We start from the raw sequence: 26,163 nt of genomic DNA on the forward strand, positions 1-26,163 counted from the left end.
GATGAAAAAAGTTGTCGTTATGCTGCTGTTGTGGAGTACACTGCTTGTGGCTGAACAAGCGAAAGCGATGATCATTTTTGATGCATCGGGAAGTATGTGGGGGCAGATCGCAGGTAAAACAAAGATAGAGATCGCAAGAGAAGCACTCAACCGCGTAGTGAGAAACTGGAACCCTGAGGTAGAGATGGGGTTGATCGTTTACGGGCACCGAAGCAAGGGGGATTGTAATGATATTGAGACGGTGATCCCCGTAGGGAAGGTGCGCAGTGACCGTGTGATCTCTACGGTAAATGCGATCTCCCCTAAAGGAAAGACGCCGATCAGCCGTGCGATCCGTAAAGCGGCTGAAGCGTTGAAGTATACCGAAGAGAAAGCGACGGTGATTTTGATCTCTGACGGGAAAGAGACCTGCGATCCGGACCCTTGCGGTACGGCTAAAGCGTTGAAACAAGAGGGGATCGACTTTGTAGCGCATGTGATCGGGTTCAATGTCGATAGAAAAACAGATGAAGAGTTACAGTGTATCGCAGAGGCAACAGGGGGTGAGTATTTTTCTGCCAAGAATGCGACGGCATTGAATAAGGCGATGAATACGATCGTGAAGAAAGTGGAAGTCCCCAAGTCTATACCGAAACCTGTAGCCAAAAAACTTGACCATACGGTAGAGATCTCTGCATCAGAGAGAGAGGGTGGCAAATGGATAAGCACTTACCATACCATCTATAATGCTGAGACCAATGCGCGTATGTTTTCCTGTAACTCCACTCAAAAGGACCCCTGTTCAAAACAGCTTTCGGTAGGAAAGTATGTGGTGAAGAGTTCCTATAACGACTTCAAGCAGGAACAGACTTTTGAGATCAACCCGGGCGAGGTGACCAAAGTACATCTTGTGATGGGGCAGACAGGAGAGGTCGAGATCAGCGCGTCTGAAACCGAAGGCGGAAAATGGATAAACGCTTATCACACGGTCTACAATGAAGAAACCGGTCAACGTGTCGGCGGGTCATGCCACTCCGGCAAGACAAAAGGGTGCGTCAAGCAGATACCTGTAGGGAAATATATCGTCAAATCCTCTTACAATAACTTCAAACAGGAACAAGCGTTTGAGATCAAACCGGGCGAGGTGACCAAAGTACATCTTGTGATGGGAGAGACAGGAGAGGTCGAGATCACCGCGTCCGAAACCGAAGGCGGAAAATGGATAAACGCTTATCACACGGTCTACAATGAAGAAACCGGTCAACGTGTCGGCGGGTCATGCCACTCCGGCAAGACAAAAGGGTGCGTCAAGCAGATACCTGTAGGGAAATATATCGTTAAATCCTCTTACAATAACTTCAAACAGGAACAAGCGTTTGAGATCAAACCGGGTGAGGTGACCAAAGTACACGTCACCTTCCCACCTTTTGAGATCAGTACTAAATGTGCCAGTCCCAATGATACCGTAGCGTATGAAGTCTACTCTTCCAACGGCAGGATAGTCTTTCACAAAAAAGTGCAGTGCATAGAGCCTGTAAAGATGGTGCTGGAAGATGGCAGCTATACGGTAGAGACCAAAGTAGGCAACCTCAAAAAAGAGACTGCCTTTACCGCAGGCTCAGGAACGAATGCGCTGCAGGTCGATATGACGCAGCTTCCTGTAAAAGAACCTCTTGACAGCAAGTAGCTAAATGTTAGAAATAAAACTCTTAGAAGGGGGGAAGCGTGCTATGAAATGTAAAAAATTATTGGGGATTGCCGGTTGTTGTATCCTGATGCTTCTTGCGACCTCCTCCGTGGAGGCAGCATCGGGGGAGAGTAGCAGCATATCCGGTGAGATGGCAATCGGCTATAATCCTGCTGATTTTACTATTACCGGCAAAGATATGCCGGGGAGCGCCCTGATGGATATGGTCGTTACCGGTCTGCATAATTTGCGTTGTCCCAATGATAGCAGCAGAGCATATACGGTAGTCGGATCAGAGGACCCCGGGACAATGGAAGCTATTCAGAGGGAGATCGAACTCTCGTCCGGCCCTTATGCTGATCCTGCCGGCAGGTTGAAACCTCATATTATAGTGGCAACCCATTTGGCGAAAGGAAAAATAGTTTTCGAGCAGGGGCGTATGTCAATAGATCTCAGGATTGAAGACCGTCAGGGCCATGTGACGGCTCAGGCAAAGGTCTCAGGAGCTGAAAATAGTTTTTATGAATTGATAGATGAGGCCACGGGATCACTGGGGTACCAGATGTGTACGCCTGCACCGAAAGAGAACCAAGAGAACAATGAGACCAAAGAGGAGCAGCAGGAAGAGGATGCCTGTATACGGCTCTGGAAAGCTTACTATGACTGTATAGGCGACGGGGGAAAAGATGCACAGGGCTATGCGAGAGGTATCGCCTGCGGACAGCAGTATATGCCGCAGCTGCAACACTGTAACCCTACAGAGGTGACAATGAAAGCGATGGAGTCGGAGTTTGATGATATGCCGGATATGGCAGAGGTCGAAGCCAAACTGGAGACGTTGGGCAAAATGTTAAACGGAGAGAGTACACAGGACTCCGATAACGCTCAATCAGACGCGGAGTTTGAACAGATGGCAAATGATCTGGATATGTATACCAAATAACAAGGAGAATAGATGAAAACATGGATCAAAGCAGGAGTGATAGGTATCTTGGGCGTTACACTTGTACACGCAGAGCAGACAAAACTCTATGATGTTGAAAGCGGTAAAGTCAGTTACGAGATCAAAGGCTCAGGCAATACAATGGGTGTCACGACAAAAAGCCTGGGTAAAAAGCATCTTCTCTTCGATGCCTACGGCTCGCAAAGCCTTACCGAAGAGAACAAGGTGGAAAAGACCGTTGTGATGGGACAGACACAGACAAACAAAGCCCATACGATGGTCTATTTTAAAGAGGGAATCATGTACATCGTTGACTTTGACGAGAAAAACATTGTGCGTCAGGAAAACCCTATGGCGATGATGGGCGGAAATATGGCTGCCAAAGGAAAAGCGATGATGAAACAGATGGGCGGTAAGCAGATAGGTTATGATAAAGTGCTGGGCTACCGTTGTGAAGTGTGGGAAGTGATGGGTACGAAACAGTGTATCTACAAAGGGGTGCCGCTTAAAGTTGAATCGAACATGATGGGTATCAAGCATACCGAGACAGCTACCAAAGCGGAGTTTGATATCTCTGTTGATAAAGAGGATTTCAAGCTTCCTGATTTTCCGATCAGCGACGATATGGGTATGGCGATCGATCGGAACAGATTGGGTAAAATGGATGCATCAACCCAGAAAGAGGCGCAGCAGATGCAAATGATGATGGGTATGATGGCTGCGGCGGCGCAGGATGCCGGTGTGCAGCCGGGTCAAAGAGCCGATGCGGGACAAGAGCAGGCGATGCTCTCATCGATGAAAAATGCGATGTTCCCGATGATGAAGGAAGAGATCTTGTCAGAGGAGCAAAGCATGCGTTTTGCACAAGAGTGTCTCACCGATGCAGATACACTAAGCGAAGCGAACCGATGTAATCAAAAGCTCAACGAGATGACAGGAGAGGATGAACCGCCTTTGAGCTCCTGGAATTCCCAGATGAAAGAGGAGTCTTTACAGGAGATCAACCACTATCTCAATGTCATCATTCCTTGTGTCAAAAAGGCACAAACAGTCAATACGCTTGAACAATGCATGAGGTAAATAGGGTGATTGGTATGTTACGTATCAAGTCAATACTATGGGGTTGGTGTTTTCTCTTTTTGTTCACGCAGCTGCATGCAGTGGAGGGTGATCATCCCAAGGGTCCGGGGGATAGGAGAGGAAGTTACTCGAAAACTGACTACGATCCTACGGATCATGGTCTGGGGTGGTTTATGTATCAGTGCACAAAGAAATGCAAAGATGATCCGTGCTGTACTGAGGAGTGCAGACATCGATACTGTATCAAAACGCATAAAATAAGTTCACAGGTTTTCCCTCCCGAATGCAGACCCACCGTCAACAGTTTAAATGATTGCCGAAAGGAGAACCCTCTACCGGGAGGAGCTCCTGTACCTGAGGCCAAAGAGGATGAGCAAAACGTACAAAGCTGTCCCTACCTGTGGGAAGTGACCTTCAAACAGACAGGCACGCACAATTCAAACAGGTGTTGGGGTGAGGGACTTGAAGCGTGGCAGGTGTCTGAGGTGGATGGCTATGCAAGATTTACCAATGTATTGATCTATACGCCTGATCCAACAGAGATGCCAAATATGTCCAGTGAACAGTGGCGGGCATGCCGTTTTCGGCATAAGGATTTCATGGAGAGTGAGCAACGCTCTGTTGACAAGACCTATTACCTGATGTATGGAGGAGATGAAGTCATTGATGCCGATACTACCACTTTACAGGCAAATGAGACTACTGGAAAGATCAGTGTTTTGGAATATGACGGAGATGGCGTCTCTCTGAAGGAATTCAGGGAGATCATGGCACAGTTCAGGAGCCCCCACAGTAGAAGAAGCTTTTCGCTATCCGGCAAATGCGGTAAAGTATACTTTTTCAAACCGATAGCAGTTGATAACAAGTAGATCAATCATGAAAAAACATCTTTTATTATGGCAGTGGTTCCCCTGTCTTTGGTGCAAATCAGTGAAAAGAAGTAGTCTGTGATGAAGTTCAGGTATATGATCCTTCTCTCCTGCTTTGTTACCTTGCTGAACGCCGGACACAAAGAAGAGATTCCCTTGCTGGAGAAAGGTGAGAAACGTTTTAACGGGAGTATGGCATATCGGATGGAGGCGTTTCACTTTGCGTGGGATATCCGCTATTTTGAAGTGCTTCAGTATGACGCAGAGTATGACAAAACCAAGGGAAGTTACCTGCCTGATGAAAAGAGGAAACTTGAGCCTGTATTTCAAAGTGCTCCACGTGCGTTTAGCTCCAGGGAGAGAGAAGTACGAAGGTGGCTGGCTGAAGCGGTAGTGAAGCGGTCATATTTCTGGAAACAGACCTTACACCCTTTTCCTGTGGAGCGTTTCAGGGTATTGAACTTTATCGATCAAAGCGGTCGATTCAAAGCGATAGAAAACCGCAGTGAACTGCTGCAAATGCTCGGGGAGATCGATACGGAAGCCGAACTCTATCTGTGGCTAGAGACTACTATGTCGGACTTCAGCCATCCCTATAGTTATAAAAGGATCGGTGATCTCTACCGGGTGAGGTTCCAAAGCTTTTTCTCTTTCAGTTGTGACTATCAGGAGACGTTTCTCTACTATGATATGCAGGGCAGCCGTCTCAAAGAGGAAGTGGTCAAAAGGAGGCATGATGAGACGTGTATACCGATCTCTCTTTAGAAGGAGCAGCGTATGAAGAGGTGTCTTTTTTTACTCTTCTCTCTTACCGTGTTCCTGTCTGCAGGGAAGATAGAGGTTGCCTCTCCACCGCTTTTTGGAGTGGTAACATATGTTTCGGAAAATGATGTGCTGCATGTACGGGAAAATCCGGACCTGCATTCAAAAAGTATAGGATCACTTCCTCCTGAGGCTGAAGTAGGTGTAGACCACTGTCTTATGGTTGGAAGATCAGTCTGGTGTCATGTGCACCCTCTGGTACAATACAACTATGAGGGGTATGACGACGGTTCTCCTTACGGTTGGGTGAATGCAAGATATTTAGTAGGAAAAAACAGGGGGTATGTACTGATCAACGGAGTCGGGCATTGCGATTATGTCATTGCATGTAATGAGGGGGTATGTCAGGTTGTGACTGCTTTGCAACTGGATGAAGCGTCGAATGTTGCGGGTGTGACGATACGGGAGTATCCCCGCACTGTTCTTTATGCCGAGAGTCACTTTGGTGCAGTTGCCGAGGAGATGGATGGTTACTGTGCGAACGGCAGAATGATAGAGGATTATCTGCATAGAGAGGATAAACAATTGCATAAAAAGGAAGGAGAATAGATGAGTATAGAGTGGTTTTTAGAGTCATATAGTGGAGAGAAGGTCGGTCCGGTAGGCAATGATGAGGCAAAAGCATTCATCGAACGTTACCCGGAAAGTTATGCATGGAGAGCGGGATTCAGTGACTGGAAACCGGTTGCACAGGTGACGGAACTCACCGGTTCGCAAGATAGCCTCGGAGCTGTCACTTCTGCACCTCCTTCACGCCTGACCGAGGGGAGGACGAACAAGGCTGATGAGATCGATTACGAGATATTTGGTGAAGATATCCAGTATGTGGAGATCGAACTGGACCCTGAGGAGAGTGCCATCTCCGAAGCGGGTGCAATGATGTACAAGGATGTCTCTATCGTGATGGATACGGTATTTGGTGACAGTTCGGGCTCCAAAGAGGATACGGGAGGCTTTTTTGACAAGCTTGTCGGTGCAGGGAAAAGACTGGTAACGGGTGAGAGCCTTTTTACGACCGTTTTCACCCACAAGGGAGAGGATAAAGCCAGGGTGGCATTCGCCGCACCGTACCCAGGACGTATCATCCCGGTAGATCTTTCCCAAATGGGTGGCACCTTGATCTGCCAGAAAGACTGTTTTCTCTGTGCAGCAAAAGGGGTTTCGATCGGGATCTATTTTCAAAAGAAGATATTGACCGGTCTTTTCGGCGGTGAGGGGTTCATCATGCAGAAACTTGAAGGTGACGGGATGGCCTTTATCCATGCAGGAGGAATGCTTAAAGAGATCTCGCTGGAAGAGGGGGAAAAACTGCATCTGGATACAGGGTGTCTGGTTGCGATGGAACCCCGTGTGAAGTTTGACATTGAACAGGCAGGAGGGATCAAGACCGCCTTCTTTGGCGGTGAAGGGTTCTTCTTTGCCAACTTGCAGGGGCCGGGGAAAGTATGGGTGCAGTCCCTGCCTTTCTCAAGACTTGCAGGCAGAATGCTCTCAGCAGCTCCGCAATACGGCGGATCGGACAAAGGCGAAGGTTCGGCGCTCGGTATGATCGGTGATATGGTGATGGGCGACAGATTTAACTAAGGAGGGAATAGATGGATACTTTTACAAAACGGACAACGGTCAGTTACGGACAGAATATAGGAAATTCATTTTTCGGGATCATTATGGGGCTGCTGCTTCTGGTAGGTTCTGTGGTGCTGTTATGGTGGAACGAGGGAAGAAGTCTGAAACAGGCAGATGCATTGACTGAGATGAAAGAGAAGACCGTAGTGCTTTCCAACATGGCATACAATCCGGAGTACAACGGCAGGCCTGTGTGGCTGTACGGGGAGATCAAACCGACGAAAATACTTCATGATACACTCTTTATGATCGATGCGAATGCCCTGGTACTTTCCAGAAAAGTGGAGATGTATCAGTGGAGCGAGCGTAAGGAGACCCGTGAAGAGAATAAACTTGGAGGGGGTACGGAGAGGGTCACGACCTATACCTATGAAAAGAGATGGAGAGAAGGACGGATCGCATCAGAGAGTTTTGAGAAACAGGAGGAACATATCAATCCGCAACTCCCTTACCACAGTGACAGATTCATCAGTGATGCGCATGTGGGAGATTTCTATCTTGCGACCAATGTCATCTCAGGGATCAATGCATCAGAACAGTTAAACCTGGGCAAGTTCCCCTCAACGATCGGCGAGGTAAAGAACTACCAGACATTCCTCTACAGGGGAGAGAACCCGCAGGAGCCAAAGGTAGGGGATGTTAAGATCACTTACAGCCAGGCACCGGGCGGGGTCTACTCTCTCTATGCCAAACAGGAGATGAAATCCCTGGCCTCTTTTCATGCCGAGAACGGAAACCAGTTGCTCTTTATTGAAAGGGGTAAGGTGTCTGCCCAAGAGATGCTGGAGGGTGCACAAAGTATCAATACGCTGATCACATGGGGCGTTAGAGTAGGCGGGCTCTTCTTGATGTTCATAGGCTTTATGCTGATCATGGGACCGTTGACAGCATTGGCCAATGTAGTCCCGATGTTCGGTTCATTGGTCGGCGGTGTGAGTGCGATCATCGCTTCGGTCCTTACTCTTGTGATCGGTTCTGTGGTGATCGCGGTCGCATGGTTCAGTGTCAGACCCTTTACTTCGCTTGCGATACTTGCCGTCGGCATCGGGTTGGCTTACGGTATCGCCAAACTCAAAAAGAGCAAAAACGGTCCAACAGAGGCACCGGCCGCTGCGACACCCCCTCCAAGAAAGTAAATCTGAAAAGTTCCCCGATGTTCGGTCCGGGAGCTTTACTGCTTCTTCCCTCTACGATGGACATAACGGGAGTTTCCTTTATACTGTTTTATGAATTTCATATCAGGAGGAGAGAGGTTTGATTGAGATGCGCATTCCCGGTATGGGTTACGTTCACGGTTGAGTGTCTTTTGGTTGACTGCCATGGAACGATGGCATGTGATGGAACCAGCAAGCGGGATGTGCAGGAACAACTTGAACGGTTATCTGATCACGGCCGATACCTTTGCCCGATAGCGCAACAGTGTGATCTGCCTTTCATTACGATACATCTCATTGGTAAAATGCAGTAGAGGTGGAAAACGAGACTACCTGTAAACAACATTCAGGGTAACGTTCCGCCCCAAAAGAGGGGAAGAGTCCTGTCTGGACTATGAGAGTGCTACGGATGCTGTCCAGATACCATGCAGGTTACATCCTGCTTTTGATGTGAGTGTTTTCACTCCGTCAAGTTTGACCGCAAATGCTGTTGCACCTCTTGAGATATCCGCTTCAAGCATATTTTTACCTACAAGTTTATCATCCGCATAGAGTTCGATAAAATCTATCCAATGATCGGGTGTACTTGGGTGAATGATACCGTTTTGCCCGATGGTGATCTCAACCATTGTATAGCCTTTGCTATCTTTCTCTTTCACTGTGATCTGCGGCATATGTTTGAGTTCGAAATCAGTCGGTTTTGCAGGATCCTGTGGTTTCATATCGATGCGGTTCATCGGCGGTGTCGTAGAAGCCGCTTCAGTCGCGTTCGCTGAAACTGCAGCCGTCGCTATCGCAATACCTGCTGCTTTAAGTGCATCTCTTCTATTCATAGTATATTCCTTTAATCGTATAGTTTAAGTACCGGTTGAGTATATCGACCAAAAGGTAATAGTTCTCTTAAGATATAATTTATCCGGAGCAATAAGAGTAAGTAACGGGAGTGACCCCGGTTTACCGAAGCCTTTCCCGGACTCTTCCTGGTATAAAAGATATCCCGATATACTGAATAATCTTACTGCTCTTCGTTCTATTTTTGGTTTACTGCATGAGGATAAACGTCATGAGACAAGCTGTAACGCTATAGTTTACTGCAGTCGACCTGATGATGTCTCAGTGTGTCTTTCCTGGTATCAATCTCAAGATCATTGGTGTAGTAAAAGCACTTCTTGAACTGTTTGGCATCGTTATAGATCATCTTCCAGAATCCGTCGGGAACAGATATCCGGTTTTTCCCGATCCTTTTTGCATTTTTGGCATATCTCACGCCATTGATGACGGTAACCTTGCCCAGCTTGGAAGCAATATACCTTTCATATTTTTCCGCCTTGCTCCAAAGTCTTCTGTTGACCAGGGGAGATTGGGGAATGATATTCGCCATCGAGTAGGTTTTTCTCATCGCTTTCTGATCATGGTCAAAGGAGGCATCGCTTGCCAGATGACCTCTGTCATAGCCGCTGTTTCTGTAGTCTTTGGGGTAACTTCTGTATCGTTTAGGGATATTTTTTTCGGTATAAAAGCTGCCTCTTTTTTTGATATTGGCCCTGTTGACCAGCTCCCCGTCGAGGAGATAAGCGACATAGGTTGCACCTTTATGGTGATAGTCATAACAGACGGAGTAGACCGCTTTATTGACCACCTGGTCACAGTTGTCTCTGTTGATAAAATCAGATATTTCGGTAGAAAAGAGAGAGGTAACGGATACGAGAAGGGATAATAGGATTTTCATGAGCGGGATTTTATCTTCAACTTTATTAGATTTAAGACAGGTTTCAGTGTTTATGGATGAGAAGCGTTAAGCAAATGACAATAGTTTCTCACAGAGAGTGCAAGCACAAGGTCGTTTATAGGGTCGGAACCGAGCGTGTCGAACGCAGTGAGCCGCGAAGGCAAACTTGATGTGCAGAATGCACCACTGCAGGCAGAAGGAGTGGAACGAAGACTCCCTTCGGTCAGGGCGCTTCGTTTTTTCTCTTAGTGAAGCGTAGCGGTGACGAAGTCATCACTCTCTTTGAGAAAAAAATGAAGAGAGAAACACCGCCTCATATAGATAAAAAGGGAAATCAATTAAAGGCATCCAACCCTCTGTTTTGGTACATGGTTACGCATGGAATCGACGCGAAAGATCCCTCTCTTTTCAGCTCAATAGTTAAGGATCTCTTTGGTGAACTCCACCTCCGGTTTTTTGCCCAAAATGGTTTTCAGTATACTGTTCATGGTGACCGGATCGTTGTCAAACCCTCCGTGGGAAGTAGACTGGGTCTCTCTGCCTGCCTGTCCGTTGGAGTAGTAGATGACAGGTTTGTTGTTTGCCGTCTCTATCTGCTTGGAGTACTTCTCCATCCCCAGGATCTCAGCGCTCTCTACCCTCGGCTTCTTACCTGATTCAAAGGCATTGGATACAAGATAGAGCAGGGATTTTCTGTAGATACCCGCGACATTGTCATCACGTTCAAGCTTTTCGTTGAGGTTGTAGATGAACATCTTCTTGACCTTGAGACTCTTTTTGTTTTGCAGTATCGGGAGGTAGGACTTGTTGTAAAGGGAGAGGTTACATGCAGGTGCCATCAGCGAGACGCTCTCGATCGTGATCTTATGGTCGCTGAATGCCCTCAAAAAGTGGGCAAAGAGAACGGCCCCCGTACTGTGCCCTACGATGTGTATCTTCTTCTTTTTGTTGGTCGAGAGTTGTTTCAGTGCCTCCAGAAAACAGAGGACGGACTCTTTCCCCGCTCCCCGTGCTTTGAAAGCGACTTTGGCATCTTTTTTCATCTCATCCCAGAGCAGTGTACCCGGTACAGAGAGGAGGTGCTCCAGTATCGTGTCCGTCCAGTCGGTAAAGCCGCCTGCGATCTCATCGGACCGCTTCCCTTTATGAAAGAGCAGGTCCTTGAGCTCTTCGATGATGCCGGTGTCATACATGATATGGTAGGGGTATATGCCGTTTTTCTTAAAGGTCTCTTTCATCGCCAGGATTCTTCTGGCCGAATCTTTCGGACTGTTGAGTCCCCCGTGACCGTAAAAGAGGATATGTTCATAGTCGCTCTCTGCCACATGCTCTGCAGAGATCTTCACATCATTGCTGTCGCTCCAGTACTTGTCGGGTTTGGCAAATCTACCGTCATCGATATGGACAAAATGCCCGGCGATCTCATCCCTGTTTACCGCCGGTTTGGCGACAATCTCCTTATGGTCGCTTCTTACCAGTTTCGATGAGAGCGGAAGTTTTCCGAAAACCTGGGGTGTAGGAAGCGCCAGCCGGAATCCCCAGGCATCCATGACATTTTCTATCCAGTCCTCATAGAGCCAGAGTGCGAGACCGTTACGCCCCCATTTGGTTCCCCAGGAGTTCTGTACCCAGAATCCCTTATCATTGTACCCCACGATGGCAAAGGCATGACCGCCGCTCTTCTCCATCCCGCTTTCATACGCGATCACACCGTCAGTGGGGTTGTCCCAGTTTTTATGGACCTTGGCAGAGACCACAATGACGCCTATCTCACAGATAGCAGAGTGGAAGTCAGAGAGTACCGGACGTATGCGGTAGTAGGCACCGATGGTATTTTGGCGTGCCTCTTTCGCTTTCTCTACGGTAAGCTCCCCTTTCTTACCGGGGCTGGTGTCGTAGGGCCATGACGCTTCGCTACAGACACCGTTGTTCTTCCAACCCTGTATGGCACCCCGCAGTGAAGAACCTTCATAGTCCTCTTTGGGCCACTCATCGTGACGTTTTGCCATCTCATACAGCATACGGGCACTCGCCTTGAATTTCGGTTTGCCGGAAGATCTTTTGATATAGTCAATCGCTGCTGCCAAAGCAAACCCCGTACATGCCCCTTCACGCCCCTGGTTGCGTATCTTGAGAATCGCAGGCGGATCAACATAGGGTTTGAGCTGCTGTAGGTTCGGCCGGTAAAGCCAATCCCTGTTATCCGGAAAGTCCGCTTCGACATTTTTGATATAGTCTGTGTTAGCCATCATATCCCCTTTTATATCTGACTCATGAGTAAAACCGCTTATGGAAAACTTATAACTTATACTTATTCTATCACTTAAAGAGGAAAATTTCAATAGGGCGGAGTGATCTCAATATTTTAAGACAAGAATTACACTATAACTTCATTGATTTTATTTTCTGAATGTTTATTATTAAGTAAGAATTTTAGGGTGGTAGGTCCTCGGGGACTCGAATGAAAGAATAAAATAGCAAAATCACCTAAAATAGGGGCTTTATGGCGATTTAAAAATTAAGTGTCAGTAGATAATGGGCGTTTTTTACTGACAATTCTACTGACAGTTTGATAATACTTTTTGCATAAGTTAATTTTTCTAATAGACTTATAAAATAGATTGGGCTAATGCAGTGTGTCTTCACTCAGGATAACTACTACAACCATAAAATTCTTTTCCTTTATTTATACCCCGTTTATCGACTTTCAAAATAAGTTCACTTCCACATTTTGGACAGGTGTTTCTATTTTGTCATTTACAAGAATAAATGGAACAGAAAAGCCATATATGCCGAGCAAAAGCAAAAGAAAGGAACAAAATTAAATAGAACTAAATACATTAATTGAATTATTAGATTCTATATGTTGGTTAACATAATTTATGTTCTAGTAAGGTTGTAAGCTATAATTAAGTTGCTGCTTGACTTGTATACAATATAATAAAAGATCATTATATTTCATAAGATATATAATTTTATATGCGGGAGAGGGTAGTGGGAACACAAGATCCAATAAATTTATTATATTATATACCAGATGTAATAAATGAACTAAATTCGACAGGGCGCGTAGCACTTTCTTCTCTAAGGGGACTTTTACAGTCTGAAAAAGATGATCACAAATGGGTTGAAGGACAAATTGATAGAATCAGACGTGAAGTACAAGCAGTTTTAAAATTTCATTATAAAAATAATTCTCCTATAAAAAAAGGTTTTCAAAGTAATACCGGGTTTTTGAGCAAAAGTAGTGATCCAAAATCTATGTATCTAGAATATCTTGTTTATGGAGAGTTAAGACAATTAGGTAACAAAGGTAAACATATTTTAGAAAAGCTAGAATATATCGTAGCTAAACAGATAAAAGATAAAGAAAGATATGCATCTATACAAGCCATGTTAAAAATGGATCAGGATGAACAACTATTAGAAAGATTTACTACGTTAAAAAATGCCATACATGACAAAAATGAGATAACCTTTTTATATGCTAAAGACAACTATTATGAGGTCTTTCCTATTCAGTTGATAAATTTAGAGTATTTTTGGTATTTACAATGTGAGGACAAGGAGAATGGCAAAATATGGAATGCAAAACTATCTAGAATTGGTGAAATTTGGATTGGAGAGAGTTTTAAAGATCTAAATAAGGATTATTCAAACTTATTAAATACTTCTAAATATGCAATTAATGCCTTTCATGCACCTAACACTCATCTGAGTCAAGAAGTAATACTACATCTTCATTCGAATATAAAACCATCTTTTTTTGAATTACCTTTTTTTGAAGAGGGTAAGAATATTAAGCTTATTAAATCTAGTAACACAAAACCAGGGTATACTACTATTAAGCTCTTTGTCTCTAATGCAGCTGAAGTCCTACTAATAATTCAAGCATATCAACCAAATATTATTGTTGAATCACCTAAATGTTTAAAAAACTATGTAAAGATAGCTTCATTTATGACATTAAATGAAGATCATAATATAGAGTTCGCTGACATTGGTAAACTAAAAGAAAACTGTGAAGAAGCTTATGGTGATAACTCAGATATTGTCAAAAAATATTTAAAATAAAACTAATATATACATCTAAATATAATGGTATTTGCAAACCGTTTTTTGAAACCCGATAGTATTTGATAGAATTTTATTTAGCATAGAGAACATGCTAATAAACTCTCTATGCTAATGGTCTTAAGTCGAGCTTAAATAAAAAGCTTTCTAATAATAGCATAATTAATTTAAGGAGTTAATATGCAAAATGTAAAAAAGAGCTATATAGCATTATATGTTGCTGAAGGTAACGATACTCCATATAGTTGGAATTTAGAAGTCAATGGAACTACAATCTTTAGTTCTACAGCCTATGTTACCGAAGAAGGTGTACGCAATAGTATTGAGCAGGTCAAACAAATTTCTCACGACCATTCTAAATATATTATTGTAGACAATACGTTTGAATTACATGATGATGGATTTTTGTTAGGAAAAAGTATCTCTTATAATTCAGGAGAGGCATTAGATAATGCAATTCATGAGTTCAACGCGCTAATGAAAAGTTCTTCAATTATTGCTGGTAGCGATAACGGTGAAGAAGAACACCGTTCTTTTAGTATTTTTATAAGCGGTGAAGAATATGAATGGAATAAGAAAACAATTTCATTTGAAGAAGCAATTATAACGTTTTTTGGAACTTATGATAATAGACCTGCAGTTTCATATACAGTAGGTTACAAGTATAAGAAAACAGACGGTCAATATACTAGTATGACAGAAGGGGAAGTCATAGATGTTAAAAACAAAATGAGATTTGAAATTGATAAAACTGATCGCTCATAACGATGATATAGAACGATTGATAAAAGATGGTTATGATGTAAGACACATCAATGGCCATATTGTCATTGTTGATATACCATACGTTGATTCAAATAAAACTGTACAATTTGGAGCCCTTATGTCCCCTTATACACTACAAGGGCAAAAGATTATACAGCGTGATCATACAGTTTTTTTCACAGGTTCACATCCTTGTGATGCAAATGGAAAAACATATGTAGGAAGTTTTGTAAATGGTAAAAATAAAAATGTAAGATGTGGTGAATACACTTCACAATTTATGTTTTCAACTAAACCATTACCGGCGCAGAAATATAGAGACTTTCATCATAAGTTTTCACAGTACATAAAGTTGCTTGTTGCTCCAGCGCAAAATATAGATCCATCTGTTTCGGCTCAGCATTTCCGACCTTTACATGACTCCTATGAAGAAAGTGTATTTCACTATGTGGACACAAATTCAACAAGGGCAGGAATCACTTCCATATCGGAAAGATTGAAGAGGCATAAGATCGGTATCATAGGACTTGGTGGCACGGGTTCTTATATACTTGATTTTGTAGCTAAGACACCCGTACAGGAGATAAATCTTTACGACGGGGATATCTTCGATTTTCATAATGCCTTTAGAGCACCTGGGGCTGCAGAACATACCAGGCTCAATGCACGAGAAAGTAAAGTGGATTACCACAAAAAAAACTACTCGAATATGCATAAGAATATCATAGCGCATAATGTTATGCTGGACAAAAACAATCTTAGTTTGCTGGATAGTTTAAGTTTTGTGTTCCTATCCATGGATACTTCGGAAGATAAAAAGACCATACTCGATTATCTGATCGCCAAGAAAATCCCATTTGTAGACACAGGCATTGGTGTGACAGCCACTGAAAGCTCAAATCAGCTTCGTGGGCAGATTAGAGCCACAATGGGCATAGAAGAGAATTATGGTCACATTTATAAGCATGTCTCTACTGCAAAAAGAGAGGATGAAGATGAATACCAGCAAAATATACAAGTTTCCGAGCTCAATGCTTTGGCAGCGATCATGGCCGTTATGAAATGGAAAAAACACATAGGTTTTTATCACGACTTTGACAAGTCTCTAAACCAGGTATTTGCCATCTCTGATGAGACTCTATCAAATGAGGATTATACAAATGAAGAAGGATAACCAACATATTAGTTTTGAATTTGTAGAGACGATTCCTCGGCAGATTGAGGAGAATGTGCTCTATATCTCAATAGAGTTTGAAACTGCAACGCATCTTTGTGCTTGTGGCTGCAAGGAGAAAGTGGTTACTCCACTTGCTCCAAGTGGATGGAGTTTAATCTACAACGGTACAACTGTTTCTTTGAATCCATCGATAGGAAATTGGAGTTTAAAATGTCAATCTCACTATTTTATTAAAAAAAATAAGATTATTTGGGCTTCTCAATGGAACGATGAACAAATCAAAGCAACAAGAAAAAGCAGAAATATAGAGCGTGATACAACAATAGATAAAACGGGTATACAAAAAATCAAACCAAAAGAAAAACATCAAAAAAATAATTGGTTTGTGAATATAATCATGTCATTGTTTAAGAGGGATTAATCCCTCTTATATTGTAATACCTTTATATAAAGATTTATTTACTTTAGATTCATTAAGGAATGTTTATCTTATTTGACTTATATCACTAACTTTTATTTGAGGTTTTCCTTTATATTTTGTAATTAAACCAGTTACACAGATATTCTCACCATTATAGCTTCTCTTTGGAGATCCAAAGTTATGCCTATATTTCCCCAATATGAATATTGTAAATTTTTGGTTAGGATATTCCCCATCCAAATTTATAAATGTAGGTTGTCCATTTGACTGACAGTTTTTTTATCAGAAAGTGATTGTAAAACACGGTAGAAATCCTTATAAATTTATAATCATCCTCCATTTTATAATATTTTTAACCAATATATTGATAATTTATTGAAAAATTTGTTATAATATCCAATATATTAATAATTTGGATAAATAATGAGTCTACATCAACTGAGCGAAACTATTATTAAATATCGTAAAAAAAAGAAATGGAGCCAAGCAGAAACAGCCAAGTATGCAGGCTTGAGTCTTAACACATATCGACGAATTGAAGATGGCTTTATTGAAGAAATTGGAATTACAAAAGTTAATGAGGTACTTGATCTGTTTGGACTTGAAATGGTCGCGAGAGAAAAAAACCGCCCATTAACATTGGAGGAACTACAAAGTGGACAGACATATTAATATCTATACCAACACCGATGAGGCAGGTATATTGGCCAAAGAAGGAGAAAAATATATCTACTCTTATAACCCTGATGCAATTACACCAGTTTCTGTAACCATGCCAATACGTCTTGAAAGTTGGACTTCTAAAGATCTTCATCCAATATTTCAAATGAACCTTCCGGAAGGTAGTCTTAAAGAGATAATAAAAGAGCGGTTCGCAAAGATACGACATATGGATGATCTTGGCTTTCTTGAACTAATAGGACCATATGTAATTGGGCGTGTAAAATATGGATTGCCAAGTAATAATGAAGAGCCTATTACACTTGACAATATACTTAAAAATGATACACATGAACTGTTTGAAAAATTAATGAATCGCTTTGCAATACGGTCAGGAATATCCGGTATTCAACCGAAAATGTTGATGCAAATTGAAGATAAAAATACGCTTACTACTGAAGAGTATATTGTCAAATCATGGGGTGAAGAATATCCTGAACTTGCTTTTAATGAGTTCTTCTGTATGGAAGCAGTTCGTTTTGCTGATCTTCCAGTTCCTGATTACAAACTTTCCGAAAACAGATCAATGTTTATTATGAAGCGATTTGACTTGAAAAGTGATGGTAGTTATCTTGGATTTGAAGATGGGTGTGTGCTGCTAGCAAAAGGGACTAATGATAAATACTATGCGAGTTACGAAGATCTAGCAAAAGCTCTCAAAGCTAACACTGCACCACATAAACGTCATGAAAGTCTCAAAAGATTGTTTAAAGCGTTGGTGTTGAATCATTTCCTACGAAATGGCGATGGTCACCTTAAAAACTATGCCATTCTATATGATGAAGACTATACTGATGCTGAAATTGCACCTATCTATGACGTGGTATGTACAACGGTTTATATCAATGAAGACTTACCTGCACTTGATATGAGTGGTGGCAAGGTATGGTGGAAGAAAAAAACGTATTTAGGATTCGGAAAGAATACATGCAAACTAGCTCCATCAGACATTGAAAATATATTCGATCAATGCGCTCAAGCTGTAAAAGATGCAGCGAGAGCAATGCACTCTTATATGGAAAAACATCCAGAGATTATTCCTTTTGCTAATCGTCTATTAGATGAATGGGATAAAGGTCTAGAATCATTCGGATACGGACCCATCAAAAGAGACTAATAAATACTAATTATTGTGGACTCGAACGAAAACATGATGAATAGGGGTCAGGTGACAATAACAACATTTTAATTTTATGTTATACTGAACCTAGAAAGAAGGGGGAAGGGAAGCATATGCCTAGAAAACCACGTATAGAGATAGCAGGTTACTACCATGTCATTAACAGAGGCGTAGAACAAAGAGAGGTTTTTAAAGATATAAAAGATTATGAGTATTTTGAAGAGCTGATGTGCTTCTAGAGAGAGAATAGGGGTCAGGTGATAATGATAATATAGATAATAGACCTGATGAAGAGACATTAAGAAAGATACTTTCAAAAGTAAAAGACAAGAAAGAGAGAAACACTCTTATTCTCAAAGCGTACCGGGAAGGATATTCTCAGCATATGATCGCTAAAGTATTGAATATATCACAACCAGCTGTATATGTCGTCATCAAAAGAGGAAGTAGACAATGAGTTATCATTGTCACCTGACCCCTTTCTTCCCTTTCTTCGATAGTTATTTATTGCCTTGAATAAGTTAACCCCTTAATTATCCAGTTAAATATTACAATTTGACATGTTTTTACAATATTATTCAATATTTGAATATACTTTTCTCAAAAAGGGGGGGGAGTTCTATGGATAAAAAAGAAAACATCTCTTATTATAAGAGAAAAAATAAAGATAACACAAAAAATGGGGCTGTAAGGTTATTAGAAGAGAATAAGGAACTATTCTCTTCTATAAAAGAGATTATTGCAATAGCTACTGCAATTGGTCTTATTGTCGGTAGTTTCATACTTTATAGGTATTTTAGTATGAATAGTATATCTCAACAGCCTTTGGATACTCTTACTATTTTGACTACATCATTAAATTTTTTGGTGGTGATTGGAGGGTTAAGTGCTGTCTCAATTATATCTTCAGTCTATATTTATATAGTTTTAAAAAAATTAAAAGATAAAAAAGAAGTGCCAAAACTGTTGGTGTCAGGAGTATTAAGGAGTATTGCTTTTTGGATCATTTTCATATTAGTAGCCATATCAAAAGAGATTATAACATTTATTAGTTTTTTCATTATTATATTTTTATTTATATACAAAGGAGAAATAGATACTTACGCAAAAGATAAGTTTTTCAAAGATGGTTCACATAGTGTAATGTCTTTTGATTTTATTTTCCCTTATTTCGCATTGGTAGTTTTAACAATGTTGTCACTGATTACAAATAGATTTGATTATGAAATGATTGTTGCAATTTTTCTTATCCCTTTTATACTTTTTGCTTTACCTTATTTCTATCATATGTTATTTCCCCAAAAAAAATCAAATATAACTTTTACTATATACATTTTTAGTATAGCTGTATTTCTACTATTTTTTTTAGCATCTGCATTTTTTACAGAAAGAGCTGTAATGCTACTAAATGTTGGAGTGAAAACTTATGATGAGCTAGTTTTAGATAAAGATGAATGCAATAGATTAAAAACTTACAAAAGATTGGGGTATGAGTGTGATGAGAACTTTACTTTAAAAAGTATGTATGGTGTTTGGATTATTGGAAAAAGACCTATATTTCAAAAAGCAAAGATTATTGAATCAAAAGAAAGTAGTTTTATACGTCCTCAAATGGATAAAAATTCTACACAAATTTGGTTGCATAGAGATAAAATTTATACGGTACTATAAAGTATCCCACATTTAAATTCATAGTGCAATTTCGCCTCTAAAAATTCTATCTAAAACCTCCTATGAAACTTTCAAATTTTCATGAAATACCTCATAAGGAGTTCTCCAACCTAGAGATTTTCTAGGTCTATGATTGAGTCTATTTTCAATTCTTCTGATCTCTTTTTGGGTCAGATGTTCAAAGCTGCTACCTTTAGGGATATATTGCCTGATCAATCCATTGATATTTTCATTCAATCCTCTCTCCCAAGAACTGTAAGGATGACAGAAGTAGTAGTCACACTTTAGTTTTTTAGAGATGGTTCTATGCCCGGCAAACTCCAATCCATTATCCGTAGTGATCGTATGCACCTTTTTCTTGAAAGGAGCAAGTAATCGAACCATCTCATTAGCCACAACATGTGACCTTTTGTTTACGGGCAAAGAGAGTTTTAGATACATTGATTTTCTATCTACAATAGTGACAATAGCTCCTTGTCTTCCTTTACCTATAATGGTATCTGCTTCAAAGTCTCCTACCCTTACTTTATCATCAACAAGGGAGGGTCTCTCTTCTATGGAAACCCTCTCTTTGATACGGTTCTTCCGTGATTGTCCATACTTCTTCCGTCTTCTGCCTTGTTGTCTCAGGTGGGTATGCAGTGTACCATTACCTAGCTTATCTACATGAATATATGTGTAGATAGTTACATAGCTGACAGAGATACTATGCTTCATCTCCAATGTGGCTGCAATCTGCTCTGGGGAGAACTCTTTTTTGAGGTATTTTTTGATCAGTTCTTTTGTCTCTTTTGTTAGCTTTAGATTCGCTTTTTTTGACTTCTCTATCTGTACTTCTGTTGCTCTGTTATGTGAAGCTATCACCCAGTACTCTTTCCCTATTTTCCCTCTACCTCTTTTTAACTCTCTTGATATGGTTGAGGGATGTACTCCAACAATTTTAGCAATCTCTTTTTGTGTCTTTGTATTTCTATAAGCATTAATCAGGTATCTTTCCTTCAGGGTTAGATGTTTATACGACATTTTACTTCCTTTATCTTTGGTCGGATTTGGAAGTTTGATTTTAGCATCTAACCTCTTCAAATCTCAAAATTACAAAAAATTGCACTTTGGATTTAAATTCGGGATTAAGTTTTTTTAAGAACATAGGGGTCAGGTGATAGTGATAGTATAAATATTCCAAAGATACAATAGGGAATTAGGCATATAGAAAAAAGGGAAATGTATGCCAAGAAAAGCACGCATAGAGACACCTCAGTATTACACTATGATAATTTAAAGTGAGTTGTCCGGAAATTCCGGACTATTGAAGTGACATCGTCACCTATCCTCCTTCTTTAAGCATTTGACAAAACATATGCTAAAATAACTTAGTTTGTAGTATATCTGGAATGAGGAAGAGTTTTTGCAAAAGACGTATAACAATGTCATTTTTTTGGATCTTGAGGTAGATACGAAAACCAGAAAGATCAATGAACTTGGTATGGTCTATAAAAACCATACACATAATACCCCGGGTATCAAAGAGACAAGCAACTTTATCAAACTTTGTCATAACGCAAAGTACATTTGCGGACATAACTTTGTAGAGTTTGATCTAGAGGTACTCAAAAACACGACATTATACTCCGAGTTAAAAGACTTTGAGGTGATCGATACGCTTGCACTTTCTCTACTGCTTTTTAATGAAAAAAGTGTCCATGCACTCCCCAAAAACTATAAGGGAGAAGACGACTTTAAAAATGATCCTGTAGAGGACTCTAAGATTACCGCTTCTTTGCTTGAAAAACTTGAAGAGAGGTTTCTCTCACTAGATCGAGCGTTGCAAAATATCTTTTTTACCTTATTAAAAGAAGACAGTTACTTCAAGGGGTTTTTCCTCTTTATGCAAGAGTCTTACTCTTTTGATCTTATCCCCCATACTACGATTTACCGTATCATTACGGATCACTATAGTACCGTCATTGCAAACCCAAAGTACTTGCATGAAATGATAGAGAATCATCCCGTAGAGCTGGCCTATATCTTGGCACTGCTTACTCCCCATATCGAAATAAAATCGCATCCACCGAGGATTTTATATGCCTACCCGAATATCGTTGAACTACAGAAGAATCTCTGTTTTAACGTAAAGCAAAGCAATAAGAGTTTGAGTGCATTCGCTAAAGAGGTTTTTGGATTTGGAACATTTAGGTTTTTCCCCAAGCTTAACCCCACAATATTTGGTTCACAGGAGATTTCTCAGCGTGAGATTGTTGAAGCGGCACTGCGTGATGACTCTTTTCTGACAGTTTTACCGACGGGAGGAGGAAAGACGTTTACCTTCTGGCTGCCCGCAATCATCAAGGCAAAGTCCTATAAAGGATTAACTATTGTGATCTCCCCGCTTCAGGCACTGATCGAAGACCATATCAACAGTTTTAATGCAGCAGCAGCCAACTATAATGCAGTAGCCATCAGTGGTTATATGAGCCCGTTGGAGAGAGCTGAAGCTATTGAGCAGGTTGTCAATGGTGAAGCAGATGTGTTGTACCTGGCTCCTGAGTCCTTACGCTCAAACATGATATTTAACATACTCAAAAACAGGTTGATTGAACGGTTTGTCGTGGATGAAGCGCACTGCCTTTCAACATGGGGTAACGACTTCAGACAGGACTACTACTATATATGTGAGTATGTCAAAGAATTGATAGCAGCCAAAAACTTTCAAGACCATATCCCTATCTCTTGCTTTACCGCTACGGCAAAGCCAAGCGTGATCAATGACATCAAAACCTATTTTAAAGAGGGGATGGATATAGAACTAGATGAGTATATCGCTATCCCACAGCGTAAGAATCTCCGCTATAAATCTATCCCTTCAGGTAAGAAGGACAAATATACCGAGCTTGTAAAACTGATCAGTGAGCATCCCGGCTCTACGCTTGTTTATATCCCATCCTCCACCAAAGAGTGTGATAGTGTTGCGGAGAAGTTGGGCATGGATACGGATAAGATTGTCCGATCCTTCCACTCCAAGCTCGAATCCGAAGTGAAGATGAAGATATTAAAGGACTACATCCTAGATGAAATCGATGTGATCGTGGCGACTACGGCATTTGGTATGGGTGTGGATAAGGCCAATATTACCAATGTCATTCATTATGAGATGTCAGACTCCTTGGAAAACTATGCCCAGGAAGCGGGTAGGGGAGCCAGGGATCAAAACCTTGAGGCCTTTTGTCCAATTCTTTATGATGAAAATGACTTAGATAAACATTTTGATACATTGAACCGCTCAAAGATCACTGCCAGTGAGATCAATTCTATTTTCAGGGTACTTAAAAGATCAAAAGGTGATGTGATCAGCAAAACGGCATTTGAGATTGCGGCCGAAGCAGGATGGGATGTGGAGGATGAATCCAATGATTATGCGACTAAGATCAAAACTGCACTCTTGGAACTGGAAAGAGAGGGATATATCAGTAGAAAACGGAATAAAACCCGTTATTTCGCTGACTCTGTAGCTGCTGGAAGTATGCAAAAGCTTCATGAGATTCTGGATCGCTCCTCTTACAGCGAAGAGGTGAAGCAGAGGTTTACACTCGTCATGCAGACTATTTTGGGTCGGGGTAAGACGGGTGTGGTTCAGGTGGATGAGCTGGCCTACCTGTTGGGATACCCCAAAAATGAAATCGGTTACACCATTCAAAAGCTCAAAGAGATGGAACTTTTAGGTGATAGTAAAGACTTGAGTCTCAAGATCAACAAAGGAGCTTTGAAACTATTTGCTGAAGTACAGGAAATTGAAGAGAAACTGTTTGCATATTTACGTTCATTACCCGGTAATCAAGTGACGATCAAAGAGCTCAGTGAATACCTCTATCAAGAGAAGATCATCCATAAGAATGGGGCAACTCTGATTAAGGATCTATTACGAAACTGGAGAGATAAATCGACGTTTCTGTTCAAGCGTATTAGTAGACAGAATGACCTGTGGTATTTCGAGTTTCACGATGAACAAAAACTTCTAAAGAAGATTGAGAACAGACATAGTATTGCACAAAAGATATTAACGACCTTTACCAATGAGATAGAGGGGAACCAAAAAGAGAAAACGATAGACTTTTCTTTGCTTTCTTTACGTAAAGAGGTTGGTGAGGAGTTTACACTTAAAGAGATAGATAAAACACTACTTTACCTCCATTACCTGCATATCGTTGAACTACTCAACGGCCGTTTTATCAGCTACTCCCCAATGCAGATACATAAAGAAGAAAAAACACGTATAAAACGGAAATATACCCCTAAAGAGTATGAGATACGACTTGCCAAACATTATATTACGAAGACAGAGTCGATCCATATTATGGGGGAGTATGCAAAAAGGTTGCAGCAAGACAATTATCAAGCCGGTATGTTTCTCAAAGACTATTTTATTCTTTCCTATGAGAAGTTCAAGAAAAAATATAACCTGCTCAAAGAGAAGATCACGCGCCCTATCTCCGAGCATAGGTATGAGAAGATATTTAAAAAGATGTCTGAAGAACAAAAAAAGATTATGGAGGATAGAAGTAGTAAAGCGATGATGATCCTTGCCGGTCCGGGGAGTGGAAAGACGAAGACCCTTTTGCATAAGATTGCCTCTTTGATCCTCACTGAAGATATCAAGCCCGAGCAGTTTATGATGCTGACCTTTTCGCGTACTGCGGCCGGTGAATTCAGAAGCAGGCTTAATCAACTTATTGGCGCACTCTCCTATGATATTGAGATTAGTACGTTTCATGCCTATGCACTCAAACTCATAGGTAGGGTTATCAAAGATAACGATGATCTGCTTAAACAGTCTATAGTAGAGGCAACAAAGCAGATACAAAGCGGTGATATCTCTTTACCCTATAAAAGCGTATTGGTGCTTGATGAGTTTCAGGATATTAACAGTGAGAGTTTTGAACTTGTTAAAGCGATCTATCATGCCAATGATAAGGATATGAGGATCATCGCTGTGGGTGATGACGATCAGTGTATTATGGGCCATGCGGGAGCAGATGTCCATTATATCGAAGAGTTTGAAAAAGAGTTTGGTAACGATGAAGAGGGAAATCACCTATATACTCAGTATGAACTTCTTACCAATTTTAGAAGTACGCAATCCATTGTAAATTATTCCAACGACTTTATCTCAAAGGTCAAAAGCAGATACAAGCAGCACCCTCTTCAAGCATATTCGAACGAAAACGGTATCGTAAAGGTTCAAACGTGTCGCTCTCCAAATCTGATCTCTCCTGCCGTTAAACTGGTTCAAAGGTATGAGCATAAACAGAATATCGCACTACTGGCCTATACCAACGATGAGGTGATGCAGCTCTATTCACTTTTGGAAGAAGCTGGGATAGGTGCACGGTTTATCATTGATCGTGAGAAGTTCCTTTTAAACAGTATGGTTGAAGTTGTTGAATTTGATAAAACGATTAATGCCATGCTCGAACATGAAACATTCTATACTGAGGAGATCTTTGCTGAAGCATTGAAGGTGGTCGAATCAAAGTTTCAAGGCTCTAAAAACCTGATACTTTTACGAAAGATTATTGATCGGTTTTTACTGGAAAGCAACGAATACTATGTCTCTCAATGGCTTGCTTACCTGGATGAAATGAAACTAGAAGAGTTTGAAGAGTATGGAAGGTCCATCACGGTATCTACTATCCATAAATCAAAAGGGATGGAGTTTGACAAAGTAATTGTCTTGGTCAATGCTACGCCGAGGACAGATGAGGATATGCGTCTCTACTACGTAGGTATGACGCGTGCGAAGAATGAACTGACTATTTTACGCCATGGGAGTGAAAACTTTGAGAAAAAAGCATTCGCTGTATACCACTATGATACCAATGAGTATCCTCAAGAACAGAAAGTGATTACGCTGGTGATGGGTTTAAGTGATATAAACTTGGGCTATATGGGGTATCACCACTTTAATGACTTTACTCTGATTGCGGGTTCAAATGTGAAGTTGGAAAATAGAGAAAAACATACTACGCTGTGTATCACTTCTAGGAATAAAAGTATCGGGTGTTTGTCACAAGGTTTTCATCAGAAGGTAATGGGCTATTTTACTCAAGGGTATAAGATAGATAGTGCGATTATCGATTTTGTAGTGGTATGGAAGAGTAAAGAGAAACTCACTACTCAACCCTTGTGTAAGATTGTTTTGAAGAGATAAGGCGATCTTAAAGTCTAAGAGTTCTAAACTAGATTCCCGATGCCCGTAGGAAATGCCCTTGGGGTGCGGGTTGAGAATGACGTAGAGGATAGTGTGTCAGGTGATAATGATAATATAAATATTT

Annotated in this window: 22 protein-coding genes and 1 pseudogene; 18 read left to right on the plus strand and 5 right to left on the minus strand. The window is 41.1% G+C overall.

Going from position 1 to position 26,163, the window contains the following annotated elements:
• Window position 1: 1 nt before the first annotated feature.
• The 9 genes from AC4JOV_RS04880 to AC4JOV_RS04920 all read left to right on the plus strand — a co-directional run bounded on the left by AC4JOV_RS04880 (window position 2) and on the right by AC4JOV_RS04920 (window position 8,474).
• Window positions 2-1,666, plus strand: coding sequence for a vWA domain-containing protein (locus AC4JOV_RS04880; RefSeq protein ID WP_229936262.1), 1,665 nt, complete (start codon window positions 2-4; stop codon window positions 1,664-1,666).
• A 43-nt stretch (window positions 1,667-1,709) separates the two neighbouring features.
• Window positions 1,710-2,609, plus strand: a complete 900-nt coding sequence (locus AC4JOV_RS04885) for a hypothetical protein (protein WP_229936261.1) — start codon at window positions 1,710-1,712, stop codon at window positions 2,607-2,609.
• Window positions 2,610-2,621: 12 nt separating this feature from the next.
• Window positions 2,622-3,689: a hypothetical protein gene (locus AC4JOV_RS04890; RefSeq protein ID WP_229936260.1), complete on the plus strand. Its 1,068-nt coding sequence runs from the start codon at window positions 2,622-2,624 to the stop codon at window positions 3,687-3,689.
• A gap of 14 nt (window positions 3,690-3,703) precedes the next feature.
• Window positions 3,704-4,558, plus strand: coding sequence for a hypothetical protein (locus tag AC4JOV_RS04895; RefSeq protein WP_229936259.1), 855 nt, complete (start codon window positions 3,704-3,706; stop codon window positions 4,556-4,558).
• Window positions 4,559-4,639: 81 nt separating this feature from the next.
• Window positions 4,640-5,323: a hypothetical protein gene (locus AC4JOV_RS04900; protein WP_229936258.1), complete on the plus strand. Its 684-nt coding sequence runs from the start codon at window positions 4,640-4,642 to the stop codon at window positions 5,321-5,323.
• 12 nt (window positions 5,324-5,335) lie between these two features.
• Window positions 5,336-5,929: an SH3 domain-containing protein gene (locus AC4JOV_RS04905; protein WP_229936257.1), complete on the plus strand. Its 594-nt coding sequence runs from the start codon at window positions 5,336-5,338 to the stop codon at window positions 5,927-5,929.
• On the plus strand, window positions 5,930-6,964 hold the full coding sequence (locus tag AC4JOV_RS04910; protein WP_229936256.1) for an AIM24 family protein: 1,035 nt from the start codon (window positions 5,930-5,932) through the stop codon (window positions 6,962-6,964).
• Window positions 6,965-6,975: 11 nt separating this feature from the next.
• Window positions 6,976-8,142, plus strand: coding sequence for a TMEM43 family protein (locus AC4JOV_RS04915; protein WP_229936255.1), 1,167 nt, complete (start codon window positions 6,976-6,978; stop codon window positions 8,140-8,142).
• A 122-nt stretch (window positions 8,143-8,264) separates the two neighbouring features.
• Window positions 8,265-8,474, plus strand: a complete 210-nt coding sequence (locus AC4JOV_RS04920; RefSeq protein ID WP_229936254.1) for a hypothetical protein — start codon at window positions 8,265-8,267, stop codon at window positions 8,472-8,474.
• A gap of 78 nt (window positions 8,475-8,552) precedes the next feature.
• Here the strand turns inward: AC4JOV_RS04920 and AC4JOV_RS04925 are convergent, their stop codons facing one another.
• From AC4JOV_RS04925 to AC4JOV_RS04940, 4 genes and pseudogenes are all read right to left on the minus strand, one after another.
• Window positions 8,553-8,993 carry a desulfoferrodoxin family protein gene (locus AC4JOV_RS04925; protein ID WP_229936253.1) on the minus strand — a complete coding sequence of 147 codons (441 nt, stop codon included), beginning with the start codon at window positions 8,991-8,993 and terminating at the stop codon, window positions 8,553-8,555.
• Window positions 8,994-9,241: 248 nt separating this feature from the next.
• The gene (locus tag AC4JOV_RS04930; protein ID WP_229936252.1) at window positions 9,242-9,889 is read right to left on the minus strand and encodes a DNA/RNA non-specific endonuclease; all 648 of its coding nucleotides are present in this window, start codon (window positions 9,887-9,889) and stop codon (window positions 9,242-9,244) included.
• A gap of 413 nt (window positions 9,890-10,302) precedes the next feature.
• Window positions 10,303-12,138: a C1 family peptidase gene (locus AC4JOV_RS04935; protein WP_229936251.1), complete on the minus strand. Its 1,836-nt coding sequence runs from the start codon at window positions 12,136-12,138 to the stop codon at window positions 10,303-10,305.
• Between the two features lie 393 nt (window positions 12,139-12,531).
• Window positions 12,532-12,621 (minus strand): annotated as a pseudogene (locus AC4JOV_RS04940) (nuclease); the annotation flags it as partial.
• A 262-nt stretch (window positions 12,622-12,883) separates the two neighbouring features.
• Between AC4JOV_RS04940 and AC4JOV_RS04945 the strand changes: the two are divergent.
• The 8 genes from AC4JOV_RS04945 (at window position 12,884) to AC4JOV_RS04980 (ending at window position 19,837) form a co-directional block, all read left to right on the plus strand.
• The gene (locus tag AC4JOV_RS04945; protein WP_229936250.1) at window positions 12,884-13,963 is read left to right on the plus strand and encodes a WYL domain-containing protein; all 1,080 of its coding nucleotides are present in this window, start codon (window positions 12,884-12,886) and stop codon (window positions 13,961-13,963) included.
• Window positions 13,964-14,143: 180 nt separating this feature from the next.
• Window positions 14,144-14,728, plus strand: a complete 585-nt coding sequence (locus AC4JOV_RS04950) for a multiubiquitin domain-containing protein (protein WP_229936249.1) — start codon at window positions 14,144-14,146, stop codon at window positions 14,726-14,728.
• Entirely contained in the window at window positions 14,700-15,902 is a 1,203-nt protein-coding gene (locus AC4JOV_RS04955; protein WP_491522192.1) for a ThiF family adenylyltransferase, read from the plus strand. The genes AC4JOV_RS04950 and AC4JOV_RS04955 overlap by 29 nt, the downstream gene beginning before the upstream one ends.
• Window positions 15,889-16,326: a ubiquitination-like system serine protease family protein gene (locus AC4JOV_RS04960; RefSeq protein ID WP_229936247.1), complete on the plus strand. Its 438-nt coding sequence runs from the start codon at window positions 15,889-15,891 to the stop codon at window positions 16,324-16,326. The genes AC4JOV_RS04955 and AC4JOV_RS04960 overlap by 14 nt, the downstream gene beginning before the upstream one ends.
• Window positions 16,327-16,749: 423 nt before the next feature.
• Window positions 16,750-16,998 carry a helix-turn-helix domain-containing protein gene (locus tag AC4JOV_RS04965; protein ID WP_229936246.1) on the plus strand — a complete coding sequence of 83 codons (249 nt, stop codon included), beginning with the start codon at window positions 16,750-16,752 and terminating at the stop codon, window positions 16,996-16,998.
• The gene (locus tag AC4JOV_RS04970) at window positions 16,982-18,163 is read left to right on the plus strand and encodes a type II toxin-antitoxin system HipA family toxin (RefSeq protein ID WP_229936245.1); all 1,182 of its coding nucleotides are present in this window, start codon (window positions 16,982-16,984) and stop codon (window positions 18,161-18,163) included. Before AC4JOV_RS04965 ends, AC4JOV_RS04970 begins: the two co-directional genes overlap by 17 nt.
• 116 nt (window positions 18,164-18,279) lie before the next feature.
• A complete protein-coding gene (locus AC4JOV_RS04975) occupies window positions 18,280-18,405 on the plus strand; it encodes a hypothetical protein (RefSeq protein ID WP_256444084.1) in 126 nt (41 codons plus the stop codon).
• A 382-nt stretch (window positions 18,406-18,787) separates the two neighbouring features.
• Complete coding sequence (locus AC4JOV_RS04980) at window positions 18,788-19,837, plus strand: hypothetical protein (protein ID WP_229936244.1); 1,050 nt, start codon at window positions 18,788-18,790, stop codon at window positions 19,835-19,837.
• A gap of 60 nt (window positions 19,838-19,897) precedes the next feature.
• Here the strand turns inward: AC4JOV_RS04980 and AC4JOV_RS04985 are convergent, their stop codons facing one another.
• Window positions 19,898-20,860 (minus strand): IS30 family transposase, encoded by a 963-nt coding sequence (locus AC4JOV_RS04985; protein WP_229935945.1) that lies wholly within the window; start codon window positions 20,858-20,860, stop codon window positions 19,898-19,900.
• Between the two features lie 382 nt (window positions 20,861-21,242).
• Between AC4JOV_RS04985 and AC4JOV_RS04990 the strand changes: the two genes are divergently transcribed.
• Window positions 21,243-26,039 (plus strand): RecQ family ATP-dependent DNA helicase, encoded by a 4,797-nt coding sequence (locus AC4JOV_RS04990; RefSeq protein ID WP_229936243.1) that lies wholly within the window; start codon window positions 21,243-21,245, stop codon window positions 26,037-26,039.
• The last annotated feature ends 124 nt before the right edge of the window (window positions 26,040-26,163 follow it).

This window comes from Sulfurovum sp. MH2-6, assembly GCF_058374785.1.

Bases quoted from the DNA above. Each gene is read 5' to 3' on its own strand.
- AC4JOV_RS04880 (WP_229936262.1), top strand. From the start codon at position 2: ATGAAAAAAGTTGTCGTTATGCTGCTGTTGTGGAGTACACTGCTTGTG.
- AC4JOV_RS04885 (WP_229936261.1), top strand. From the start codon at position 1,710: ATGAAATGTAAAAAATTATTGGGGATTGCCGGTTGTTGTATCCTGATG.
- AC4JOV_RS04890 (WP_229936260.1), top strand. From the start codon at position 2,622: ATGAAAACATGGATCAAAGCAGGAGTGATAGGTATCTTGGGCGTTACA.
- AC4JOV_RS04895 (WP_229936259.1), top strand. From the start codon at position 3,704: ATGTTACGTATCAAGTCAATACTATGGGGTTGGTGTTTTCTCTTTTTG.
- AC4JOV_RS04900 (WP_229936258.1), top strand. From the start codon at position 4,640: ATGAAGTTCAGGTATATGATCCTTCTCTCCTGCTTTGTTACCTTGCTG.
- AC4JOV_RS04905 (WP_229936257.1), top strand. From the start codon at position 5,336: ATGAAGAGGTGTCTTTTTTTACTCTTCTCTCTTACCGTGTTCCTGTCT.
- AC4JOV_RS04910 (WP_229936256.1), top strand. From the start codon at position 5,930: ATGAGTATAGAGTGGTTTTTAGAGTCATATAGTGGAGAGAAGGTCGGT.
- AC4JOV_RS04915 (WP_229936255.1), top strand. From the start codon at position 6,976: ATGGATACTTTTACAAAACGGACAACGGTCAGTTACGGACAGAATATA.
- AC4JOV_RS04925 (WP_229936253.1), bottom strand. From the start codon at position 8,993: ATGAATAGAAGAGATGCACTTAAAGCAGCAGGTATTGCGATAGCGACG.
- AC4JOV_RS04930 (WP_229936252.1), bottom strand. From the start codon at position 9,889: ATGAAAATCCTATTATCCCTTCTCGTATCCGTTACCTCTCTCTTTTCT.
- AC4JOV_RS04935 (WP_229936251.1), bottom strand. From the start codon at position 12,138: ATGGCTAACACAGACTATATCAAAAATGTCGAAGCGGACTTTCCGGAT.
- AC4JOV_RS04950 (WP_229936249.1), top strand. From the start codon at position 14,144: ATGCAAAATGTAAAAAAGAGCTATATAGCATTATATGTTGCTGAAGGT.
- AC4JOV_RS04960 (WP_229936247.1), top strand. From the start codon at position 15,889: ATGAAGAAGGATAACCAACATATTAGTTTTGAATTTGTAGAGACGATT.
- AC4JOV_RS04965 (WP_229936246.1), top strand. From the start codon at position 16,750: ATGAGTCTACATCAACTGAGCGAAACTATTATTAAATATCGTAAAAAA.
- AC4JOV_RS04975 (WP_256444084.1), top strand. From the start codon at position 18,280: ATGCCTAGAAAACCACGTATAGAGATAGCAGGTTACTACCATGTCATT.
- AC4JOV_RS04980 (WP_229936244.1), top strand. From the start codon at position 18,788: ATGGATAAAAAAGAAAACATCTCTTATTATAAGAGAAAAAATAAAGAT.
- AC4JOV_RS04985 (WP_229935945.1), bottom strand. From the start codon at position 20,860: ATGTCGTATAAACATCTAACCCTGAAGGAAAGATACCTGATTAATGCT.